The organism is Streptomyces sp. NPDC002144, from assembly GCF_053593695.1.
The window spans coordinates 37,146-55,036 of sequence record NZ_JBSFDB010000036.1 but is presented as its reverse complement, the minus strand read 5'-3'; the positions used below and the strand labels follow the sequence as shown (position 1 = coordinate 55,036).

Here is a 17,891-nt window from a genome sequence, read left to right as displayed (position 1 = left end):
AGCGTCAGGCTAGCCCGCCCGGCGCCCGGTCCAGTCCCCGATGCGGGCCAGGAGGTCGTCGGAGGCGGCGTGCTCGGCGTGGCCCATGCCGGCCTCGATCCACAGTTCGCCGTGGTCACCGGCGGCGGTCGCGAGCATGCGGGGGTGGTCGACCGGGAAGTAGCCGTCCTGGTCGCCGTGCACGATGAGGAGCGGGGTGGGCGCGATGGCCGGCACCGCCTCGACGGGGGACAGCGGGACCGGGTCCCAGTCGCGGTTGATGATCCGGGTGCGGAAGCCGTAGCGGCCCACCAGCCGGCCCTCGGGGCGGGTGACCAGCCAGTGGAGTTTGCGCATGGGGGCCGTGCCCCGGTAGTACCAGCGGGCCGGCGCGCTCACCGAGACGACCGCGTCCGTATGCGCGTTCCCGCCCCTTTCCGGCCGGTACAGCGCCGCGTGCCGCAGCACCACCGAACCGCCCATGGAGAAGCCGACGGTCGCCACGCGCGTGTGCCCGAGCTCCCGGGCCCAGCGCACCGCGGCCGCCAGGTCGAGCACCTCCTTGTCGCCGACGGTCGAGCGCCCGCCGGAGGCCCCGTGGCCGCGGAAGGAGAAGGAGACCACCGCCCCGTACCGCGCGAACGCCTCCACCACCCGGCGCACATGCGGCTTGTCGACGTCGCCCGTGAAGCCGTGGGCCATCACGAACGCGAGATCAACGGCAGATGGCGCGGAGACGTCGTATACGGCGGCCGGCGGATCGTATACGGAATCGATCGTCACGCCGTCGTCCGTGGTCAGAAACGTCCGCATAGGGGCGTGTCTGGTCGTCTCGGCATGCGGACGAACGATGGAACGTGCCACATGACCTGCCGGAGTGATGCTCATGTGGGCTATTCTGCTGGGCAGAGGACTCGGGCAGCGACGCCCCCGGGTCCTTTTGTGCTTTCGGAAGCGTTGTATACGAAGCGGGAAACTCCAGGTGACCGCTGGTGTACGGGGCCTTCGGGATCGCAGAGCAGGTGACGTACCGCACACGTCCTCGCAGGGACCGAGGAGGAACCAGACGTATGAGTTCTCTGCTGCTCCTGACCAACGCCCTCCAGCCGTCGACGGAGGTGCTTCCGGCCCTCGGCCTGTTGCTGCACAACGTCCGCGTGGCACCGGCGGAAGGCCCCGCTCTCGTCGACACCCCCGGTGCCGACGTCATCCTCATCGACGGACGCCGTGACCTCCCGCAGGTCCGCAGCCTGTGCCAGCTGCTGCGCTCGACCGGCCCCGGCTGTCCGCTCATCCTGGTCGTCACCGAGGGCGGTCTCGCCGCCGTCACCGCCGACTGGGGCATCGACGACGTCCTGCTCGACACCGCCGGCCCGGCGGAGGTCGAGGCCCGGCTGCGGCTGGCCATGGGACGCCAGCAGATCGTCAACGACGACTCCCCGATGGAGATCCGCAACGGCGATCTGTCGGTGGACGAGGCGACCTACAGCGCCAAGCTGAAGGGACGGGTCCTCGACCTCACCTTCAAGGAGTTCGAGCTCCTGAAGTACCTGGCCCAGCACCCGGGCCGCGTCTTCACGCGCGCACAGCTGCTCCAGGAGGTCTGGGGCTACGACTACTTCGGCGGCACCCGGACGGTCGACGTGCACGTACGGCGGCTGCGGGCCAAGCTCGGCCCCGAGCACGAGTCGCTGATCGGGACCGTCCGCAACGTCGGTTATCGATTCGTTACTCCCGAGAAGGGCGACCGGGTCTCCGACGAAGCCAAGGCCAAGGCAGAACGGGCAAAGACGGAGGATGCGGACGAGACGGCGGTGCTTGGCGCGGCCGAGGTGGCCGCGGACGCTTAGCGGGCCCCTGGGCTGGGCATTGCTTCCGCACACGAGGTGTGTGCGGAAGCTTCCGCTCGCCCTGCCCGCGGCGGGTATATCCGCGTAGACTCCGCGCGTGGCCAAGGTGACTCGGGATGATGTGGCGCGACTGGCGGGGACTTCGACCGCCGTCGTCAGCTATGTCATCAACAACGGACCCCGGCCGGTCGCCCCGGCCACGCGCGAGCGTGTCCTCGCCGCGATCAAGGAGCTGGGGTACCGCCCCGACCGCGTCGCCCAGGCGATGGCGTCCCGGCGCACGGATCTCATAGGTCTGATCATCCCGGACGCCCGTCAGCCCTTCTTCGGGGAGATGGCGCACGCGGTCGAGCAGGCCGCCTCCGAGCGCGGGAAGATGGTGCTCGTCGGCAACACCGACTACGTGGCCGAGCGCGAGGTCCACTATCTGCGGGCCTTCCTCGGGATGCGGGTCTCCGGGCTCATCCTGGTCAGCCACGCCCTCAACGACCTGGCCGCCGCCGAGATAGAGGCCTGGGACGCCCGGGTCGTGCTGCTGCACGAGCGGCCCGAGGCCATCGACGACGTCGCCGTCGTCACCGACGACCTCGGCGGCGCCCATCTCGCCGTGCGGCATCTGCTGGAACACGGGTACGAGTACGTCGCCTGTATGGGCGGTACCGCCGAGACACCCGCCGTCGGCGACCCCGTCTCCGACCACGTCGAGGGCTGGCGGCGCGCCATGGAGGAGGCCGGCAAGCCGACCGAGGGGCGGCTGTTCGAGGCGCCGTACAACCGCTACGACGCCTACCGGATAGCGCTGGAGCTCCTCGCCGGGCCCCGGCGGCCGCCCGCGATCTTCTGCTCCACCGACGACCAGGCCATCGGCGTCCTGCGGGCCGCGCGCGAGCTGCGCATCGACGTGCCGGGCGAGCTGGCGGTGGCCGGCTTCGACGACATCAAGGAGGCGGCACTCGCCGACCCGCCGCTGACGACGGTCGCCTCCGACCGCAGCGCGATGGCGCGGGCCGCGGTGGACCTCGTACTCGACGACGGGCTGCGGGTGGCCGGGTCCCGGCGGGAGCGGCTGAAGACCTTCCCCTCGCGCCTGGTGGCCCGGAAATCCTGCGGATGCGAGTGATCAGCGCCGCATGAACGCCGTATGAGAAGCACCTGAGAGAGCTCTCCCGGCTGCGAGTACGGCCTTTATATCGGGCATACGAGGTTCTGTCGGGCTTCTCAGCGGGCACTCAGGAAGCTCTCATGGTCACGGGCCAAGCTTTTTGACATGACCGAGAGCTTCCGCCGCGACGGCGAGTACGAGCAGTACGAGAACCCTTACCAGGGCGCCCAGCAGCACTTCTCCTCCCCCGTGAACCCGGAGTGGCCGCCCCCGCCGGCGCACCGGCCCGCACAGCCGCCGCAGGCGGAGCCGGTCACCGTCCAGCCGGGCAGCACCGTCTGGCCGGGTCAGCCCCAGTCCATGGCCGGCGGAGAGGGTGGCGGGAACGGTGGCGGTACGGCGGTGCTGCCCACCGTTCCCGCCGAGCCGGCCCCCGGCACCGCACCGGCCGCCAGGAAGCGCCCGCGGGGCCCCATCGCCCTGCTGGCCGCCGTGGCGATCGTCGCCGCGGCCATAGGCGGCGGCACCGCGTACGGCATACAGGAGCTGACCGGCAGCGACACCGCCGCCACCAGCTCCACCACCACCAGCGTGGTCCCCTCCAGCAAGCAGGGCGACGTCGCCTCCATCGCCGCGGCCGTCAGCCCGAGCGTGGTCGAGGTCGGCGCGACGCTGAGCAACGGCACCTCCACCGGCTCCGGCGTGATCATCACCAGCAACGGCGAGATCGTCACCAACAACCACGTCATCTCCGGCGCGCAGTCGATCAAGGTGACGACCAGCGACGGGAAGTCGTACACCGCGAAGGTCGTCGGCACCGACAGCAAGAAGGACCTCGCGCTGATCAAGCTGGAGGGCGCCTCCGGCCTGCATCCGGCCACCCTTGGCAACTCCTCCGGCGTCCGGGTCGGTGACACGGTCGTGGCGATCGGCTCCCCCGAGGGCCTCAGCGGCACCGTCACCAGCGGCATCGTCTCCGCGCTCAACCGTGACGTGACCGTCTCCACCGACGAGAACCAGCAGCAGGGCCAGGGCGGCGACGGACAGTGGCCGTTCTCGTTCGGCGGCCAGCAGTTCAACGGCGACACCGGCTCCTCCACCACGACCTACAAGGCGATCCAGACCGACGCCTCCCTCAACCCCGGCAACTCCGGCGGCGCGCTGATCAACGCCAGTGGCGACATCATCGGCATCAACTCCGCGATGTACTCCGCCAGTTCATCCTCCTCCGGCTCCTCGGACGCCGGCAGCATCGGCCTCGGCTTCGCCATCCCGATCAACACCGTCAAGGCCGACCTGGCGCACCTGCGGGCCGGCGGCTCCAACTGACCCCTCACCTCTCCAGCAGGGAGTACGTCATGATCCAGCAGGTTTCCCACACCGTGGCCGGCACCGACCCGGCCGGTCTCGCCCTGGCCCTCGAGGTGGCGTACGAGCTGCACGCACCGGCCACGCGGGCACCGGAAGTCGCCGTGGTACCCCAGCTGATGGGGCTGCACACCACCCCGGCCCGTCCGCACCGCCGCAAAGTGCCGCTGAACCGGATCTCGGCGATGAGCGCCTGATCGCGCACCGCGCCGCACTCTCTACGCCCCCGAAGGGAAACATGCGAGGCTGAAGGCGTTCAGCACCCTCAGCGTCCTTGTCGTCCCACCGCACCCGAGGAACCCGAAGCCCATGAGCTCCGCCGATGGCGACCGTGACCCCCAGCGCATCCTGATCGTCGACGACGAGCCGGCCGTGCGCGAAGCACTCCAGCGCAGCCTCGCCTTCGAGGGCTACGAGACGGAGGTCGCCGTGGACGGCGCGGACGCCCTGGACAAGGCCGCCGCCTACCGTCCCGACCTGGTCGTCCTCGACATCCAGATGCCCCGCATGGACGGTCTGACCGCGGCCCGGCGGATCCGCGGCGCGGGCGACACGACGCCGATCCTCATGCTCACCGCACGCGACACGGTCGGCGACCGGGTCACCGGGCTCGACGCGGGCGCCGACGACTACCTGGTCAAGCCGTTCGAACTCGACGAACTCTTCGCCCGCGTCCGCGCGCTGCTGCGGCGCAGCTCCTACGCCGCGGCCAGTGCGGCCGCCCAGGAGGACGAGGCGCTGACCTTCGCCGACCTGCGGATGGATCTGGCGACGCGGGAGGTGACGCGGGGCGGGCGGCCGGTGGAGCTGACCCGCACCGAGTTCACCCTGCTGGAGATGTTCATGGCCCACCCGAGGCAGGTGCTGACCCGGGAGCAGATCCTGAAGGCGGTCTGGGGCTTCGACTTCGAGCCGTCGTCCAACTCGCTGGACGTGTACGTCATGTATCTGCGCCGCAAGACCGAGGCGGGCGGCGAGCCGCGCCTCGTGCACACGGTGCGCGGTGTCGGCTACGTGCTCCGACAGGGCGGCGCGGAGTGAGGAGGGTTCTCCGCCGCTTCCAGACCCTGCCGATCCGCTCCCGCCTGGCGATGCTGGTCGCGGCGGCGGTGGCGTTCGCGGTGGCGGCGGTCTCGGTGACGTGCTGGTTCCTGGTGCAGGGGAAACTGTATGAGCAGGTGGACAACGACCTGCAGAGGGGCATGCGAGGGCCGCAGATCCAGAAGGCACAGGCGGCTTTGAACAACTGTTCCAAGACCGCGCAGGGTGGCAACGGGTTCTTCGGGAACACCTACTCCCAAGTCGTGACGGACCAGGGCAAGATCTGCGTGACCGAGGACTCCACGGGCGTCATCAAGGTCACCCAGGCCGACAAGAAACAGATCAAGAACGCGGATCTCCGGCAGGCCTACTTCCGTAACGGCACCGACGAAAAAGGCGCTGATGTGCGGGTGATGACCGTGCCTCTGGGCGCCACCACCACTGTGACCGGAGACGCCGGGCCCTACGTGGGACTTGTCGTCGCCGTCCCCCTGAAGAGCACCCAGAAGACCCTCAAGGACCTGGCCCTCATCCTTCTCCTCGTCTCCGGTGTCGGAGTGGTCGGGGCCGGGGCCGCCGGGCTCGCGGTGGCGCGGGCCGGGCTGCGGCCCGTCGACAAGCTGACCGAGGCCGTCGAGCATGTGGCCCGTACCGAGGACCTCGGCATCCGCATCCCCGTGGAGGACGACGCCGAGGACGAGATCGCCCGGCTGTCCCGGTCCTTCAACTCCATGACCTCCTCGCTGGCCAGCTCGCGCGAGCTGCAGCAGCAGCTCATCGCCGACGCCGGTCATGAGCTGCGCACGCCCCTGACCTCGCTCCGGACGAACATCGAACTCCTCACCCGCAGCGAGGAGACCGGCCGCCCCATCCCCCCGGCCGACCGCAAGGCGCTGCTCGCCTCCGTGAAGGCGCAGATGACCGAACTGGCCTCGCTCATCGGCGACCTGCAGGAGCTGGCCCGTTCGGAGGGACAGCGGGGCGAGCGCGTCCAGGTCGTGTCGCTGCGGGACACCGTCGAGGCGGCCCTGCGCCGGGCGCGGCTGCGCGGGCCCGAGCTGACGATCACCGCCGACCTCCAGCCCTGGTACGTCCGCGCGGAGCCGTCCGCCCTGGAACGGGCGATCGTCAACATCCTCGACAACGCCGTGAAGTTCAGCCCGGAGGGCGGGACGATCGACGTCCAGCTGGACCACGGCGTCCTCACCGTCCGCGACCACGGCCCCGGCATCCCCGCCGAGGAACTCCCGCACGTCTTCGACCGCTTCTGGCGCTCCCCCAGCGCCCGCGCACTCCCCGGTTCCGGCCTCGGCCTGTCCATCGTCGCCCGCACGGTCGAGCAGGCCGGCGGCGAGGTCACGCTGACCCACGCGGACGGCGGCGGCACGGTGGCGACCGTACGCCTCCCGGGCGCCCCGACGCCTCCCCCCGAAGTGCGGTAACCGAAGACGGACCAGGGGGTGGCCGACCGGCTCGCACGGTGGCCACCGACCCGTCCTGACGTGCGCAGTTGATGGACGTACCATCGCCCGCAGAGGCTTCGGGGAGGGGCGGGCGATGGACGCGGTCGGGGGCGGGATCGAGCGGGAGTACCGGAGACGGAGAGGACTTCCGTGGCAGTACCTCGGGCTGGTGGCGGTGATCTTCATGGCCGCCTCCCACACGGGCCCGCCCGCGTGGGGCCGATGGCTGGTCGTCGCGTCCGCCGCGCAGACTCTCGCACGGGTCGGTCTGGAGCAGTTCCGGGCCCACACCCGCGTCACCGACGCCGGGATCACCGCGCAGGGGGCCATGCGCTCGCGCACCTGGGCCTGGCCTGAGGTGTACGACATCCGGGTCGAACACAACCCGCGGGGCCAGGGCCGGTCCGCTCCCGAGTGGCCGGCCTATCTCTACGACTTCGAGGGCCGTCGTTTCCTGCTTCCGCATCTGGACGACCGGCAGGTGGACGACCCGTACGCCGAGGTCTCCGCGCTGTGCCTGGCCGCCGCCCCGCACCGCAGCCTCACTTGGGAACGGCAGCCGCGGGTCGAGGACCTGATCCGCCACCGGGCCGCCCGGCGCAAGGGGTGGACCTGGGGGGCCAACGGCGCGCTGCTCGTCCTGCTCACGATGTTCTCGTTCACCATCTGGCAGGCCGGCACGGGCAGGCCGGAGCACGAGTTCCTGGAGCTGGTGTGCGTACCGCTGGCCGCCCTGGTCACGCTCGGCGCCCTGTTCTCCTGGTACTGGACCCACCGCACCCCGCCCGCTGCCACCTGAGCCCGCTACCACCTGAGGATCATCGTCTCGTCCGCCGCCGGCGGTACGTCCGCCACCGCGTCCGGCAGGGGCTCGGCGAGCGCCGCGTAGGTGCCGCCGCGGGCGAGGAGTTCGGCGTGGGTGCCGGTCTCCACCAGGCGTCCTCGGTCGACGACCAGGATCCGGTCCGCGTCGGGGGCGAGGCTCAGATCGTGGGTGATCATGATGGTCGTGCGGCCCGCCATCAGCTTGCGCAGCGGCTGGACGACCTGGCGGGCGGCCACCGCGTCCAGGCCCGCCGTCGGCTCGTCCAGGACGAGGACCGGGGCGGCGCGTAGCATGGCGCGGGCGATGGCGATGCGCTGGAGCTGGCCGCCGGACAGGGCGGCGGTGCCGGGCGCGATGGCGGTGTCGTAACCGTCGGGGAGCGCGGTGATGAAGTTGTGGGCCGCCGCTTCCCGCGCCGCCCGCTCGATCTCCTGCTCGCTCGCGCCGGGGCGTCCGCAGGCGATGTTCTCCCGGATCGTGCCGTTGAGGATGAGGGTCTCCTGGGGGAGCAACGCCACGTTCTCGCGCAGGAACCGCAGACTCATGTCGGTCAGCGGAACGCCGTCCAGGGTGATCACGCCCTGTGCGGGGTCGTAGAAGCGGGTGAGCAGCTTGGAGAGAGTGGACTTGCCCGCGCCGCTGGAGCCGGTGACGATCACCAGCTCGCCGGGGCCCGCGCCGAAACTCACGTCGCGCAGGGAGGCGCGGCGGGAGCCGGGGTAGCGGAAGGAGACGTCGTGGAAGCCGACCCAGCCGCGCACGGGCCAGGCGGCGACCGGTTCGGCGGGGTCCGTGACCGCGGGGTCGGTGTCCAGGATCTCGTTCAGCCGCTCGGCGCCCGCGGTGGCCGCGGTGAGGGTGAGGCCGAGCCCGCCGAGGCTGCGGACCGGCGGATAGAGGTAGCCGATGAACGCGGCGAAGGCGAGGAGCTGACCGAGGGTCATCCGGCCGGCGGAGATCTCCCAGACGCCGAGGCCGATCACCGTGAGGACGCACAGGGTCTCGACCACCTCGACGAACTGCTCGTACATCTCGCTCAGCCGGGCGCCCCGGACACTGGCGCTCATCCAGGCGCGTGCCTCCCTCTCGAGCCGTTTCTCCTCGTCGGCGCGGCGGTTGTAGGCCTGGGTGAGCACGATGTTGCCCAGTGACTCCTCGACGACCGAGGTGATGGCGCCGTCGGCGACCCGCTCGTCCTGGGAGGCCGTCCTGATGCGGCCGGAGAAGCGGCGGGCGGCGAGCAGGAAGAGGGGCGCGAGGACGAAGGTGGCAAGCGCCAGGTCCCAGCGCAGATACAGGGCCGCGGAGGCGTAGAAAACGGCCGAGAAGGCGGCGGAGACGGTGCCGACGACGCCGGAGACGACCATCTGCTCGATGGCCTCGACGTCACCGGTCAGGCGTTCCACCAGGTCGCCCTGGCGGTGCCGCTGGAAGAAGTGCGGGGACAGGTCCTGGACGTGCCGGAAGACCTTGGCCCGCAGCCGCAGGACGAATCTCTCGGCGGTCCAGGTGGCCAGCGAGTTGCCGAGGTAGCCGACGAGCGCGCCGAGCGCGGCCACGCCCAGCCAGGCGCCGGCCGGTCCCCAGAAGGCGGAGAGCGAGCCGGCCTTCAGGGCGTTGTCGGTGAGCTGGGCGAACAGCAGGATCGAGGCGGTCTCGGTGAACGCGGAGACCACCACGCAGGCGATGATCGCCACCAGCCATCTGCGATCGCCGCGGGTCAGCGGCCAGAACCTGCGGAAGGCCTCACGGACTTCCCTCATCGTCGACTCCCTCCCTGCGCTGCGGACATGACGAGGCGGGGCCCCGGCGCGAGCGGCGCTCGCCGACCGGTGACCCCGCCTTCGATTTCCTGTGAATTACTGTGCGAATTGCTGTGAGAATTACCGCGTGAACTGCTCGGTGAATTACCCGTCAGCCCTTATGGTCAATGGGTCGACGCTTCGGAGCCGGCTTCTTCGGAGCGGGCTTCTTCGCAGCCGGGGCGGGCTTGCAGTGGGCCTTCTTCACCGGGGCGATCTTGCGGAAGCTCATGGTGATCTCCTTTGTCTCGGTGCCGATAGCGCCGTTCGCTTTCGACATGGAAAACATTACCGGATTCCAGAGCCAGAAAAAGACCAATTCCACTTAGAGCTTCCTGGGTCATTGCTGTGATGATTCTTATGCAATTCGCGGAACCGAACCGCGCTCACACAGAATTTAGGAAGCGATCGTGATCCGGTTCGCCACCGGCGGCGCGATCGGGTTCGCCGGCGAGGAGTTCGCCGTGAGGTACTTCTCCAGGGCCGCCAGGTCGTCCGTGCCGACCAGGTCGTTCGTGCCCTGGCCCAGCGTGGTGAAGCCGTCGCCGCCACCCGCGAGGAAGCTGTTGGTGGCGATCCGGTAGGTGGCGGCCGGGTCGACGGCGGCGCCGCTCAGCCTGATGGAGTCCGTGACGACACGGTCCGCGCCGGTCTTCGTCAGGTCGAGGGTGTACGTCAGGTTCGCCGAGGGCTGCAGGATCTTCGGGGCGGCGGTGTTCGTGCCGCTCACCTGCTCCTTGAGCACCTGGATCAGCTGCGCCCCCGTGAAGTCCTGCAGGTTCACCGTGTTGGAGAACGGCTGCACCGTGAAGCCCTCCGCGTAGGTCACCACGCCGTCGCCCTCACTGCCCTTCGCCGCGTAGGTCAGCCCGGCGCGCACCCCGCCCGGGTTCATCAGCGCGAGGTCGGTCCCCGGATCCAGTTCCCTGCCGTACGCGAGTTGCGCGTCCGCGATCAGGTCGCCCATCGGCGACTCGGTGCCCGTGTTCGGCACGTCGGCGGAGATGTAGCCGATCGCGCGGTTGCCGATGGGGGCGGCCAGCGTGTTCCACTTGGCGATCAGCTCGGTCAGGTCCGGCGCCTTGGGCACGGTCCGGGTGACCACGTGGTTCGCCGACTTCACCGACGTACGGGCGATGTCCCCGGTGAAGCGGTCGTACGTCAGCGTGGTGTCCGTGTAGAGGCGGCCGAAGGACGCGGCCGAGGTGACCATGCGGGGCTTGCCCGAGGGGTCCGGGACCGTGCAGACGTACGCGGTGTGGGTGTGCCCGGTGACCAGGGCGTCCACCGCCGGCGTGATGTTCTTGGCGATGTCGACGATCGGGCCGGAGATGCCGCTGCCCGCGCCCGCGGAGTCGCAGTCGTAGTTGTACGCCCCCGAGGCCGGGAAGCCGCCCTCGTGGATGAGGGCGACGATCGACTTCACGCCCTGCGCCTGGAGCACGCGCGCGTACTTGTTGATCGTCTCGACCTCGTCCTTGAACTTCAGCCCCTTGACGCCGTCGGCGGAGACGATCCCCGGGGTGCCCTCCAGGGTCACTCCGATGAAGCCGATCTTGACGTCCTTCTTCTTCCACACCCAGTAGGGCTTGAGAATCGGCCTGTTCGTCTTCTCGTCGAGGACGTTGGCGGCGAGGTAGGGGAAGTCCGCGCCCGTGAACCGCTGGTCCGTGTAGCAGCCGTCGGTGGGGTGGCAGCCGCCGTTCTGCAGCCGGGCCAGTTCCCTGGCGCCCTCGTCGAACTCGTGGTTGCCGACCGAAGTGACGTCCAGGTCGAGCTTGTTGAGCGCCTCGATGGTGGGCTCGTCATGGAAGAGGCCCGAGATCAGCGGGGAGGCGCCGACCATGTCGCCGCCGGCCGCCGTGACGGAGTACGGGTGGCCCTTGCGGGCCTCGCGCAGATGGGTCGCGAGGTACTCGACACCGCCCGCGTCGATGGTCTTCGTCGTGCCGTCCGCCTGGAGTTCGCTCACCCGGCCCGAAGAGCCGGACGGCGGCTCCAGGTTGCCGTGCAGGTCGTTGAAGGACAGCAGTTGGACGTCCTGGTAGCGGCTCGGCAGATGACCGTGGCCCTTGGACTCGTGCGCCTCGGCCGGCAGCGCGGCGGCGAGGGCGCCGGCGGTGGCGAGAGCGGCGGCCGCGGCCAGCAGACGGTATGTGCGTCTGCGGCCCCGGTACGGCTGGGAAGTGGCTGGCATGCGCCCCCCTGAGGGTCTGCTGAGGATGGCCCGTCCGGCGCAGCCTAGGGTCAACGCGCGTAGCGCGACAGGGGGCTCTTGGTTACATCCTGGTTTCCCTTTGCCCTGTCCTTGTCCTCCGCTTTGCCTTGACGTCCCCTTCGCCCCATGCCCCCACTTTGCGCCGCCCGCCCCTTACCCTCGTACGCATGACCAGCGACGACACCGCACGCGCGGGCCGGACCCGCTCCATCGAGACCCACGCCGCGCTCACCCCCGCGCAGATCGAGTCCGTGCTCGCCCTGCTGGCGGAGGCCGCGCGGTACGACGGCCAGCAGGCGGTGTCCGAACAGGGCCGGCTGCAACTGCGCGGCGGAGAGCGGGAGGGCGTCTCCCATCTGCTCCTCATCTCCGGGGACGAACTCGTCGGCTATGCCCAGCTGGAGGACACCGACCCGGTGGAGGCGCCGGCCGCCGAGCTGGTCGTGCACCCCGCGCACCGCGGCCAGGGCCACGGACGGGCCCTCGGTTCGGCACTGTTGGCCGCGTCCGGCAAGCGGCTGCGGGTGTGGGCCCACGGCGGGCACTCGGCGGCCCGGCATCTCGCGCAGGTCCTCGGGCTGACCCTGTTCCGTGAACTGCGGCAGATGCGGCGGCCGTTGACCGACCTGAACCTGCCCGAGCCGGTCCTGCCGCCGGACGTGACCGTCCGTACCTTCGTGCCCGGGCAGGACGACTCGGCGTGGCTCGCGGTGAACGCCGCCGCCTTCGCCCACCACCCCGAACAGGGCTCGCTGACCCAGCGCGACCTCGACGACCGCAAGGCCGAACCGTGGTTCGACCCGGCGGGCTTCTTCCTCGCCTTCCGCGGCGAGGAACTCGTCGGCTTCCACTGGACGAAGGTCCATGCCACGGAGGGCCTCGGCGAGGTGTACGTGCTGGGGGTGCGGCCCGGTGCGCAGGGCGGCGGACTGGGCAAGGCGCTGACCACGATCGGCCTGCGGCACCTGGCGGCGCAGGAGTTGCCGACCGCGATGCTGTACGTGGACGGCGACAACAAGGCGGCGGTCTCGGTCTACGAGCGGCTGGGCTTCACGACGTACGAGACGGACCTGATGTACCGCACCGAGACGTGAAGCCCAGGGGGCTCGTGCTCAGACCCCGGACGGGCTGACAGTCGACCGGCGGCGTGGCAGCAAGCCCCGTCTGCGCAGGGGCTCCGGGGCGGACACCGCCAGCGCCACCAGCGCCCCCGCCAGCAGCCACGCCCACCGCTCGTGTGCTGCGCCCCAGTTGCTGTCCTGCGGCCACACGAACAGCTCCCAGCCGGCGGGGAGCAGGTGGGGGGCCACCACCGCCGTGAGGAGGTAGGCCGCCGCCACCGAGGGGCCGGGGCGGGGCTCGTTGGTCCAGCGGAGCGCCGAGGCGCCGGCGAGCAGGGCCAGGACGCAGGCCGCCGCAGCCTCCAGGGTGACGTCGCCCACCGGGGGCCGTACCCCCGAGGGGACCAGGAGGACGACCGCCGTCCACCACAGCGCGGTGAGCGGGGTGACCAGGGCGATCCGCAGACCGGTGCGCAGGGCGCGCCGGGTCGGCACCGTGGCCGTCGTGTGGCGGGCCGGGTCGTCCAGGAGGAAGGTCAGGCCCAGCGCGTAGGCGAGGACGGCGGTACGGAGCAGGATGAGCGCGGGCCAGCCGTGGGCGTCGCCCCCGCCCCACCGCAGCGCCCCGGCCAGCAGCAGTCCGAGGCCCGCCGCGGCCCCCAGCGCCCGCCAGGGCAGGGTCCGCCAGACGGGGAGCGTCAACTCCCGGATGGTCAGTCGCACTTGTCCTTCTCCTTCGGCGCCTTGACCCCCAGCAGCTCCGCCGCTCGCGCGCTCGTGACCTTCGGGGCCGTCAGTTCTGTCCAGTGGGCCCGCACCTTCGTGGCCACGGACTCCCTTGGCTGGTCGAGGAGTTCGCGTAGGACGGAGGTCTGGCCGGACGTCATGTCCATCGGGTCGGTCGGGGAGAGGACGATCGCCGAGCCGGTCACGCTGTCGTCGAGGCGGACGTTGCTCAGGGACTTCAGGGGGTCGGGCTGCCAGTTCAGGGCGAGCCACATGATGGTGACCATGCGGCCGTCGCACAGCCCGGACGTCGCCTTCTCGCTGCCGGTGACCAGCACGGCGGCCACGGCGGCGGAGAACTCGGGGACGCGCGGACCGCCCCAGCCGGTGCCGACGGTGACCTGGTGCGGGTTGGCCGAGGGGTCGAGCGCGCCGTCGGAGGAGAGTCCGTCCGTGGCGTAGACGCGCTGGCGGACGAGGATCGGCTGCGTGCGCGCGCCGCCGCCGGCCGAGGAGCGGACGTGGTCCACCACGGACGCCCAGGTGGCCGTGCGCGGCTTCCACTCGGGGAAGGCGCAGTACGTCGACCCGTCCCGCCGCACGCAGACCTGCTCCTTCTCCGGGGCGTTCGTGGCCCGCGCCCGCGCCACCGTCGTACGGTCCGGCAGGGCGCCCGTCTGGACGATTCCGCCGGTCAGCGCGAGGGCCAGCGCCGCGGCGACGGCTCCCATGAGGACCGGGCCGCGGCCACCGGCCACGACGACCGCCACCAGGGCCACCGTCAGGGCCAGGCCCAGCAGATACAGGGCGTGCCAGGCGGCGGGGCGGTCCATCAGGTCGGAGGGGATCGCGCTGCTGGTGTTCTCGCTCACGATCGGCGCCAGCCAGCGCGTGCCCCGCTCGCCGCTGCCCGCGGGGAAGGCCCCGCCGAACAGGAGGAAGAAGAGCAGCACGATCGCGAGCGGCGCCGCGAGGACCGACGAGAACAGCCGGGCGAGCAGCACCCCGAACGCGCCGGCCACCAGCACCGTCAGGGGGCCGACGAGCAGCTCGCCGGCCGAGGCGGTGCCGACCGAACCGGACTCGAGGGCCATCCAGCCGAACTGGGCGCGCACGCACACCGCGACGAGCAGCACGATCGGCACCACGGACAGCGCGTGGCCGGCCGTGCGCTGCCACGGCCGCAGCACCAGCACCGCGAAGTGCCGTTCGGTGTCCCGGCGCGCGGATCGCAGCATCGCCTGGTTGACGCAGATCAGCAGCGCCAGGGCGATCAGCACCGGGCCGGACTGGGTGGCGCGGTCGGCGTCCTGGAGGGCGGGGTAGCCGTTCTCGAAGTCCGGGGTGCGCCAGACGATCCAGGCGATGTACAGCAGGAGGGCCAGCAGCATCGGCGCGCGCAGCAGCAGTTGGCGCGCCTCGAAGAGGGCCAGGGCGAGGACGGCGGCCCAGGGGGCGCGCTGGGACTCGGTCCCGGTGGCCGTCGGGGTCTGTTCCAGGACCGTGCTCACGCGGGCACCTCCGCCTCGTCCAGGGTCAGCAGGTAGCCGTCCTCCAGGGTGGGTTCGAGCAGGTCGGCGCCGACGGGCGGCAGGCCGACGTTGCGGAAGGAGCCGGTGCCGGTGCGCCAGCCCGCCCTCGCGCCCGGGTCGCGTTCGGTGCTGCTCCACACCCGGCCGGCGGCCCGCGCGGTCAGCTCGGCGGGGGTGCCGTCGAAGCGTATGCGGCCTCCCGCCATCACCAGGACGCGGTGGCAGAGCATCGCCACGTCCTCGGTCTGGTGGGTGGAGAGCAGGACCGTACGGCCCTCTCCCGCCTGGGCGATCAACTCCCGGAAGCGCATGCGCTGTTCGGGGTCCAGGCCGACCGTCGGCTCGTCCAGGACCAGGAAGCCCGGGTCGCCGATCAGGGCGGCGGCCAGCGCGACCCGCTGGCGCATCCCGCCGGACAGCTTCTTTATGCGCTTGCCGCGCACCTCACCGAGGTCGACCTGCTCCAGCACCCGGCGCACCTCGCGGTGACGGGCGCCGCGGTCGGTCAGCTCCTTGAGGATCGCCACGTAGTCGACGAACTCGAAGGGCGTGAAGTCCGGGTGGAAGCCAGGGGTCTGGGGGAGGTAGCCGAGCGTGCGCCGCACCTCCTGGCGGCCGGCCGAGGTGGCCGGGTCGTGCCCGAGGACGGTGAAGGCGCCGCCGTCGGCGGGCAGGGCGGTGGCCAGGACCCGCAACAGGGTCGTCTTTCCTGCCCCGTTGGGGCCGATCAGGCCGGTGACGCCCGGGGTGAGCCGCAGCGACACGTCGTCGAGGGCGTGGGTGCCGCCGTAGCGCAGGCTCAGCCCGGAGGCGGAAACGGTGGATGTCATGCGGCGCTCCCCTGGAAGCGGTCGAAACGGTCACGTACGAGGAACAGCAGCCCGCCGGCGAGCGCGGCGACCGCCGCCGCCACCCCCTGGCCGGCCGCCGTGAACGGAAGAAGCGTGCTGTCGGCCTGGACGGCGTGGGCCGTGAGGAGCAGTGCCACCCATGCCCCGCCGACCAGCGCCGGCGCGAGCACCGGGCCGAGCCGGGCGGAGAGCGCGAGGCCGGCCGAGGTGAGGGCGAGCGCGGGCAGCAGCCAGGCCAGGGCGCGCAGGCCCAGTCCGGGCAGGGCGAGCGTGGCCAGACCGCACAGGGCGAGACCGGCGGTGAGGACGGCGACCGTGCGGATCATCAGCAGCCGGAACCCGTGCACCGGGGAGACCACCGCCATCTCGTACGTCGGGTCCAGCGCGGGCCCGTACGACAGCGCGACCCCGGCGAGGGGCAGCAGCGGCGCGAGGGCCAGGAAGAGGGTGACGGAGCCGGTGCTCTGGGCGGCCAGCACGGACATCACCAGCACGGCGACGACCGCGCCCAGCCAGGAGCGGCGCAGCACGGGCGTGGCCGCCAGCAGCCGCGCGGTGTGGTCGGCGACCCCCACCCGCACCAGCAGCCGCTCGAACAGCCCCGGCCGGGGCGCGTCCAGTTCGGCGTCCAGCCGCTCCCACGCGGCGTCGACCGACTCACCGACCTCGGCGAGCACGGCCCGGCACTCGGCGCAGGCGACCAGGTGCGTGTCGGCGGACCACAGCGCGGGCGGCGCCAACTCCCCCTGGCTGTAGGCCCGCAGGTCCTCGGCATCCACATGCCATGTCATGCCAGCGCCTCCCTCAGCTGCTTGCGGGCGCGCATCGCCCGTGTCTTGACCGTCCCCGGCGGTATGCCGAGCAGGACGGCCGCCTCGCGGGTGGTCAGCCCGTCGATGACCGTGGCCTGCAGGACCGCCCGCAGTTCCGGCGACAGCCGGACGAGGGCGCCCGCGAGGTCCCCGTGCTCAACCCCCGCGAGCACGCGTTCCTCCGCGGACGCCTCGTCCCGGTGCCGCAGCCGCGCCAGCGCCTGCCGCAGCCGCCCCCGCGCCCCGTCCCCGCGCAGGGCGTCGATCAGCCGCCGCGAGCCGATGCGCCACAGCCATCCGGCTGCGTCGCCGGAGGCCCCGTCCTCGCGGTAGCGGGCCTTGCCCCGCCAGATCGCGAGGAACGTCTCCTGTACGACGTCGTCGACCACGCCCGCGTCGGCGCACCGGCCGCGCAGCCGGGCGGTCAGCCACGGCGCGTACCGCCGGTACAGCTCCTCGAAGGCGCGCCGGTCCCCGTCCGCGGCGGCCCGCAGCAGTTCCCCGTCGCTTCTCGTTTCGCTCACACCCCCTGATCGCACCGGCCCCCCGGATCGGTTCACCGGATCCTCCCTGAATCAGTGAAAGGGTGGTCGTACGGGAGGTCGAGGTCACCGCCATCAACCCGGGAACGGTCCTGAAGACCTACCGGGAGCTGGAAGGCGAGGGCCCGGCGGAGCCCCGGCGGGGGCCGGCCGTCGCGCCTGGAGGCGTCCGGGCGGCCGTGGACCTCGAGGACTGCTCTTCCGCCTCCCGATGGACCGGATCAACGCCCTCGTCGCCCCCGATGGCGTCGACAGGTCGCCGTCCGCCCTGGCCGCGGGGCTGCCGCGCCCCTCCGGCACCCTCACCCACCCTGGACGAGTCGGCGGATCGCCCACCTCGCACAGAGCCCGCCCCTGTACCGGGGGGCCGGCGCCCGCCTCGCGTCGGTCCGCGCGCCCCGCACCCCTCCCCCGGCACGCTCCTCGGCTTGCTGCTGGACGGCTTCCGAGGCGATCATCGGCCCGTCCGGGGCCGCGACCAGCAGCGGAAGCCGCGCTCGCTCAGCCGGGACGACCGGGACTGCCGCACCGGCGAGACCTGTCCGGCCCGCCACGACATCGTCGGGGGTGTCCGGCCCGCGTACGTCCTTCCGCAGGCGGGAAGGACGTACGTATTCTCGGGGGCGGCTTCCGGCCACTCGTCACGGCCCTCCGGCCGGCGTGGACGCCCGGGAGCCGCCCCCCGATATCCCGCACGCCATGTCGCCGTAACCAACGG

The 17,891-nt window shown here is 71.7% G+C and carries 17 protein-coding genes; 8 read left to right on the top strand and 9 right to left on the bottom strand.

The genetic code is table 11. The features are described from left to right. Positions 1-9 precede the first annotated feature (9 nt). Positions 10-867 carry an alpha/beta hydrolase gene (locus ACWCQ1_RS38425; protein ID WP_451028452.1) on the bottom strand — a complete coding sequence of 286 codons (858 nt, stop codon included), beginning with the start codon at positions 865-867 and terminating at the stop codon, positions 10-12. A gap of 182 nt (positions 868-1,049) precedes the next feature. Between ACWCQ1_RS38425 and ACWCQ1_RS38420 the strand changes: the two genes are divergently transcribed. The 7 genes from ACWCQ1_RS38420 to ACWCQ1_RS38390 all read left to right on the top strand — a co-directional run bounded on the left by ACWCQ1_RS38420 (position 1,050) and on the right by ACWCQ1_RS38390 (position 7,602). Next, positions 1,050-1,829, top strand: coding sequence for a winged helix-turn-helix transcriptional regulator (locus ACWCQ1_RS38420; protein WP_133045746.1), 780 nt, complete (start codon positions 1,050-1,052; stop codon positions 1,827-1,829). 97 nt (positions 1,830-1,926) lie between these two features. Further along, positions 1,927-2,949, top strand: a complete 1,023-nt coding sequence (locus tag ACWCQ1_RS38415) for a LacI family DNA-binding transcriptional regulator (protein WP_133045747.1) — start codon at positions 1,927-1,929, stop codon at positions 2,947-2,949. A 147-nt stretch (positions 2,950-3,096) separates the two neighbouring features. Further along, positions 3,097-4,260, top strand: a complete 1,164-nt coding sequence (locus ACWCQ1_RS38410) for a S1C family serine protease (protein WP_358592138.1) — start codon at positions 3,097-3,099, stop codon at positions 4,258-4,260. A gap of 29 nt (positions 4,261-4,289) precedes the next feature. Continuing rightward, a complete protein-coding gene (locus ACWCQ1_RS38405; RefSeq protein WP_133045749.1) occupies positions 4,290-4,496 on the top strand; it encodes a hypothetical protein in 207 nt (68 codons plus the stop codon). Between the two features lie 112 nt (positions 4,497-4,608). After that, a complete protein-coding gene (locus tag ACWCQ1_RS38400; protein WP_133045750.1) occupies positions 4,609-5,340 on the top strand; it encodes a response regulator transcription factor in 732 nt (243 codons plus the stop codon). 50 nt (positions 5,341-5,390) lie between these two features. Then, complete coding sequence (locus tag ACWCQ1_RS38395; protein ID WP_451028471.1) at positions 5,391-6,782, top strand: sensor histidine kinase; 1,392 nt, start codon at positions 5,391-5,393, stop codon at positions 6,780-6,782. 115 nt (positions 6,783-6,897) lie between these two features. After that, a complete protein-coding gene (locus tag ACWCQ1_RS38390) occupies positions 6,898-7,602 on the top strand; it encodes a PH domain-containing protein (protein ID WP_451028451.1) in 705 nt (234 codons plus the stop codon). Positions 7,603-7,607: 5 nt separating this feature from the next. Here the strand turns inward: ACWCQ1_RS38390 and ACWCQ1_RS38385 are convergent, their stop codons facing one another. From ACWCQ1_RS38385 to ACWCQ1_RS38375, 3 genes are all read right to left on the bottom strand, one after another. Continuing rightward, entirely contained in the window at positions 7,608-9,392 is a 1,785-nt protein-coding gene (locus ACWCQ1_RS38385; RefSeq protein ID WP_451028450.1) for an ABC transporter ATP-binding protein, read from the bottom strand. Between the two features lie 151 nt (positions 9,393-9,543). Then, positions 9,544-9,756, bottom strand: a complete 213-nt coding sequence (locus ACWCQ1_RS38380; RefSeq protein ID WP_451028472.1) for a hypothetical protein — start codon at positions 9,754-9,756, stop codon at positions 9,544-9,546. Between the two features lie 72 nt (positions 9,757-9,828). Next, positions 9,829-11,628, bottom strand: a complete 1,800-nt coding sequence (locus ACWCQ1_RS38375) for a bifunctional metallophosphatase/5'-nucleotidase (protein ID WP_451028449.1) — start codon at positions 11,626-11,628, stop codon at positions 9,829-9,831. Positions 11,629-11,816: 188 nt separating this feature from the next. Between ACWCQ1_RS38375 and mshD the strand changes: the two genes are divergently transcribed. Then, positions 11,817-12,743 (top strand): mycothiol synthase, encoded by a 927-nt coding sequence (gene mshD / locus ACWCQ1_RS38370; RefSeq protein WP_451028448.1) that lies wholly within the window; start codon positions 11,817-11,819, stop codon positions 12,741-12,743. 18 nt (positions 12,744-12,761) lie between these two features. On the opposite strand, the gene ACWCQ1_RS38365 is transcribed toward mshD, so the two are convergent. From ACWCQ1_RS38365 to ACWCQ1_RS38345, 5 genes are read right to left on the bottom strand one after another with little or no spacing between them, the layout of a single operon-like run. Then, a complete protein-coding gene (locus ACWCQ1_RS38365; RefSeq protein WP_207929861.1) occupies positions 12,762-13,433 on the bottom strand; it encodes an ABC transporter in 672 nt (223 codons plus the stop codon). Then, positions 13,424-14,947: an ABC transporter permease gene (locus tag ACWCQ1_RS38360; protein WP_451028447.1), complete on the bottom strand. Its 1,524-nt coding sequence runs from the start codon at positions 14,945-14,947 to the stop codon at positions 13,424-13,426. The genes ACWCQ1_RS38365 and ACWCQ1_RS38360 overlap by 10 nt, the downstream gene beginning before the upstream one ends. After that, positions 14,944-15,798 carry an ABC transporter ATP-binding protein gene (locus ACWCQ1_RS38355; RefSeq protein WP_358592124.1) on the bottom strand — a complete coding sequence of 285 codons (855 nt, stop codon included), beginning with the start codon at positions 15,796-15,798 and terminating at the stop codon, positions 14,944-14,946. Before ACWCQ1_RS38355 ends, ACWCQ1_RS38360 begins: the two co-directional genes overlap by 4 nt. Beyond that, positions 15,795-16,610 (bottom strand): cupin domain-containing protein, encoded by an 816-nt coding sequence (locus tag ACWCQ1_RS38350; RefSeq protein WP_133045758.1) that lies wholly within the window; start codon positions 16,608-16,610, stop codon positions 15,795-15,797. Before ACWCQ1_RS38350 ends, ACWCQ1_RS38355 begins: the two co-directional genes overlap by 4 nt. Then, positions 16,607-17,155, bottom strand: a complete 549-nt coding sequence (locus ACWCQ1_RS38345; protein WP_208785204.1) for an RNA polymerase sigma factor — start codon at positions 17,153-17,155, stop codon at positions 16,607-16,609. Before ACWCQ1_RS38345 ends, ACWCQ1_RS38350 begins: the two co-directional genes overlap by 4 nt. Positions 17,156-17,891 lie beyond the last annotated feature (736 nt).

Coding starts and splice junctions, on each gene's coding strand:
- ACWCQ1_RS38410 (WP_358592138.1), top strand. CDS start 3,097: ATGACCGAGAGCTTCCGCCGCGACGGCGAGTACGAGCAGTACGAGAAC.
- ACWCQ1_RS38350 (WP_133045758.1), bottom strand. CDS start 16,610: ATGACATGGCATGTGGATGCCGAGGACCTGCGGGCCTACAGCCAGGGG.
- mshD (WP_451028448.1), top strand. CDS start 11,817: ATGACCAGCGACGACACCGCACGCGCGGGCCGGACCCGCTCCATCGAG.
- ACWCQ1_RS38425 (WP_451028452.1), bottom strand. CDS start 867: ATGAGCATCACTCCGGCAGGTCATGTGGCACGTTCCATCGTTCGTCCG.
- ACWCQ1_RS38420 (WP_133045746.1), top strand. CDS start 1,050: ATGAGTTCTCTGCTGCTCCTGACCAACGCCCTCCAGCCGTCGACGGAG.
- ACWCQ1_RS38390 (WP_451028451.1), top strand. CDS start 6,898: ATGGACGCGGTCGGGGGCGGGATCGAGCGGGAGTACCGGAGACGGAGA.
- ACWCQ1_RS38395 (WP_451028471.1), top strand. CDS start 5,391: ATGCTGGTCGCGGCGGCGGTGGCGTTCGCGGTGGCGGCGGTCTCGGTG.
- ACWCQ1_RS38405 (WP_133045749.1), top strand. CDS start 4,290: ATGATCCAGCAGGTTTCCCACACCGTGGCCGGCACCGACCCGGCCGGT.
- ACWCQ1_RS38375 (WP_451028449.1), bottom strand. CDS start 11,628: ATGCCAGCCACTTCCCAGCCGTACCGGGGCCGCAGACGCACATACCGT.
- ACWCQ1_RS38355 (WP_358592124.1), bottom strand. CDS start 15,798: ATGACATCCACCGTTTCCGCCTCCGGGCTGAGCCTGCGCTACGGCGGC.
- ACWCQ1_RS38385 (WP_451028450.1), bottom strand. CDS start 9,392: ATGAGGGAAGTCCGTGAGGCCTTCCGCAGGTTCTGGCCGCTGACCCGC.
- ACWCQ1_RS38400 (WP_133045750.1), top strand. CDS start 4,609: ATGAGCTCCGCCGATGGCGACCGTGACCCCCAGCGCATCCTGATCGTC.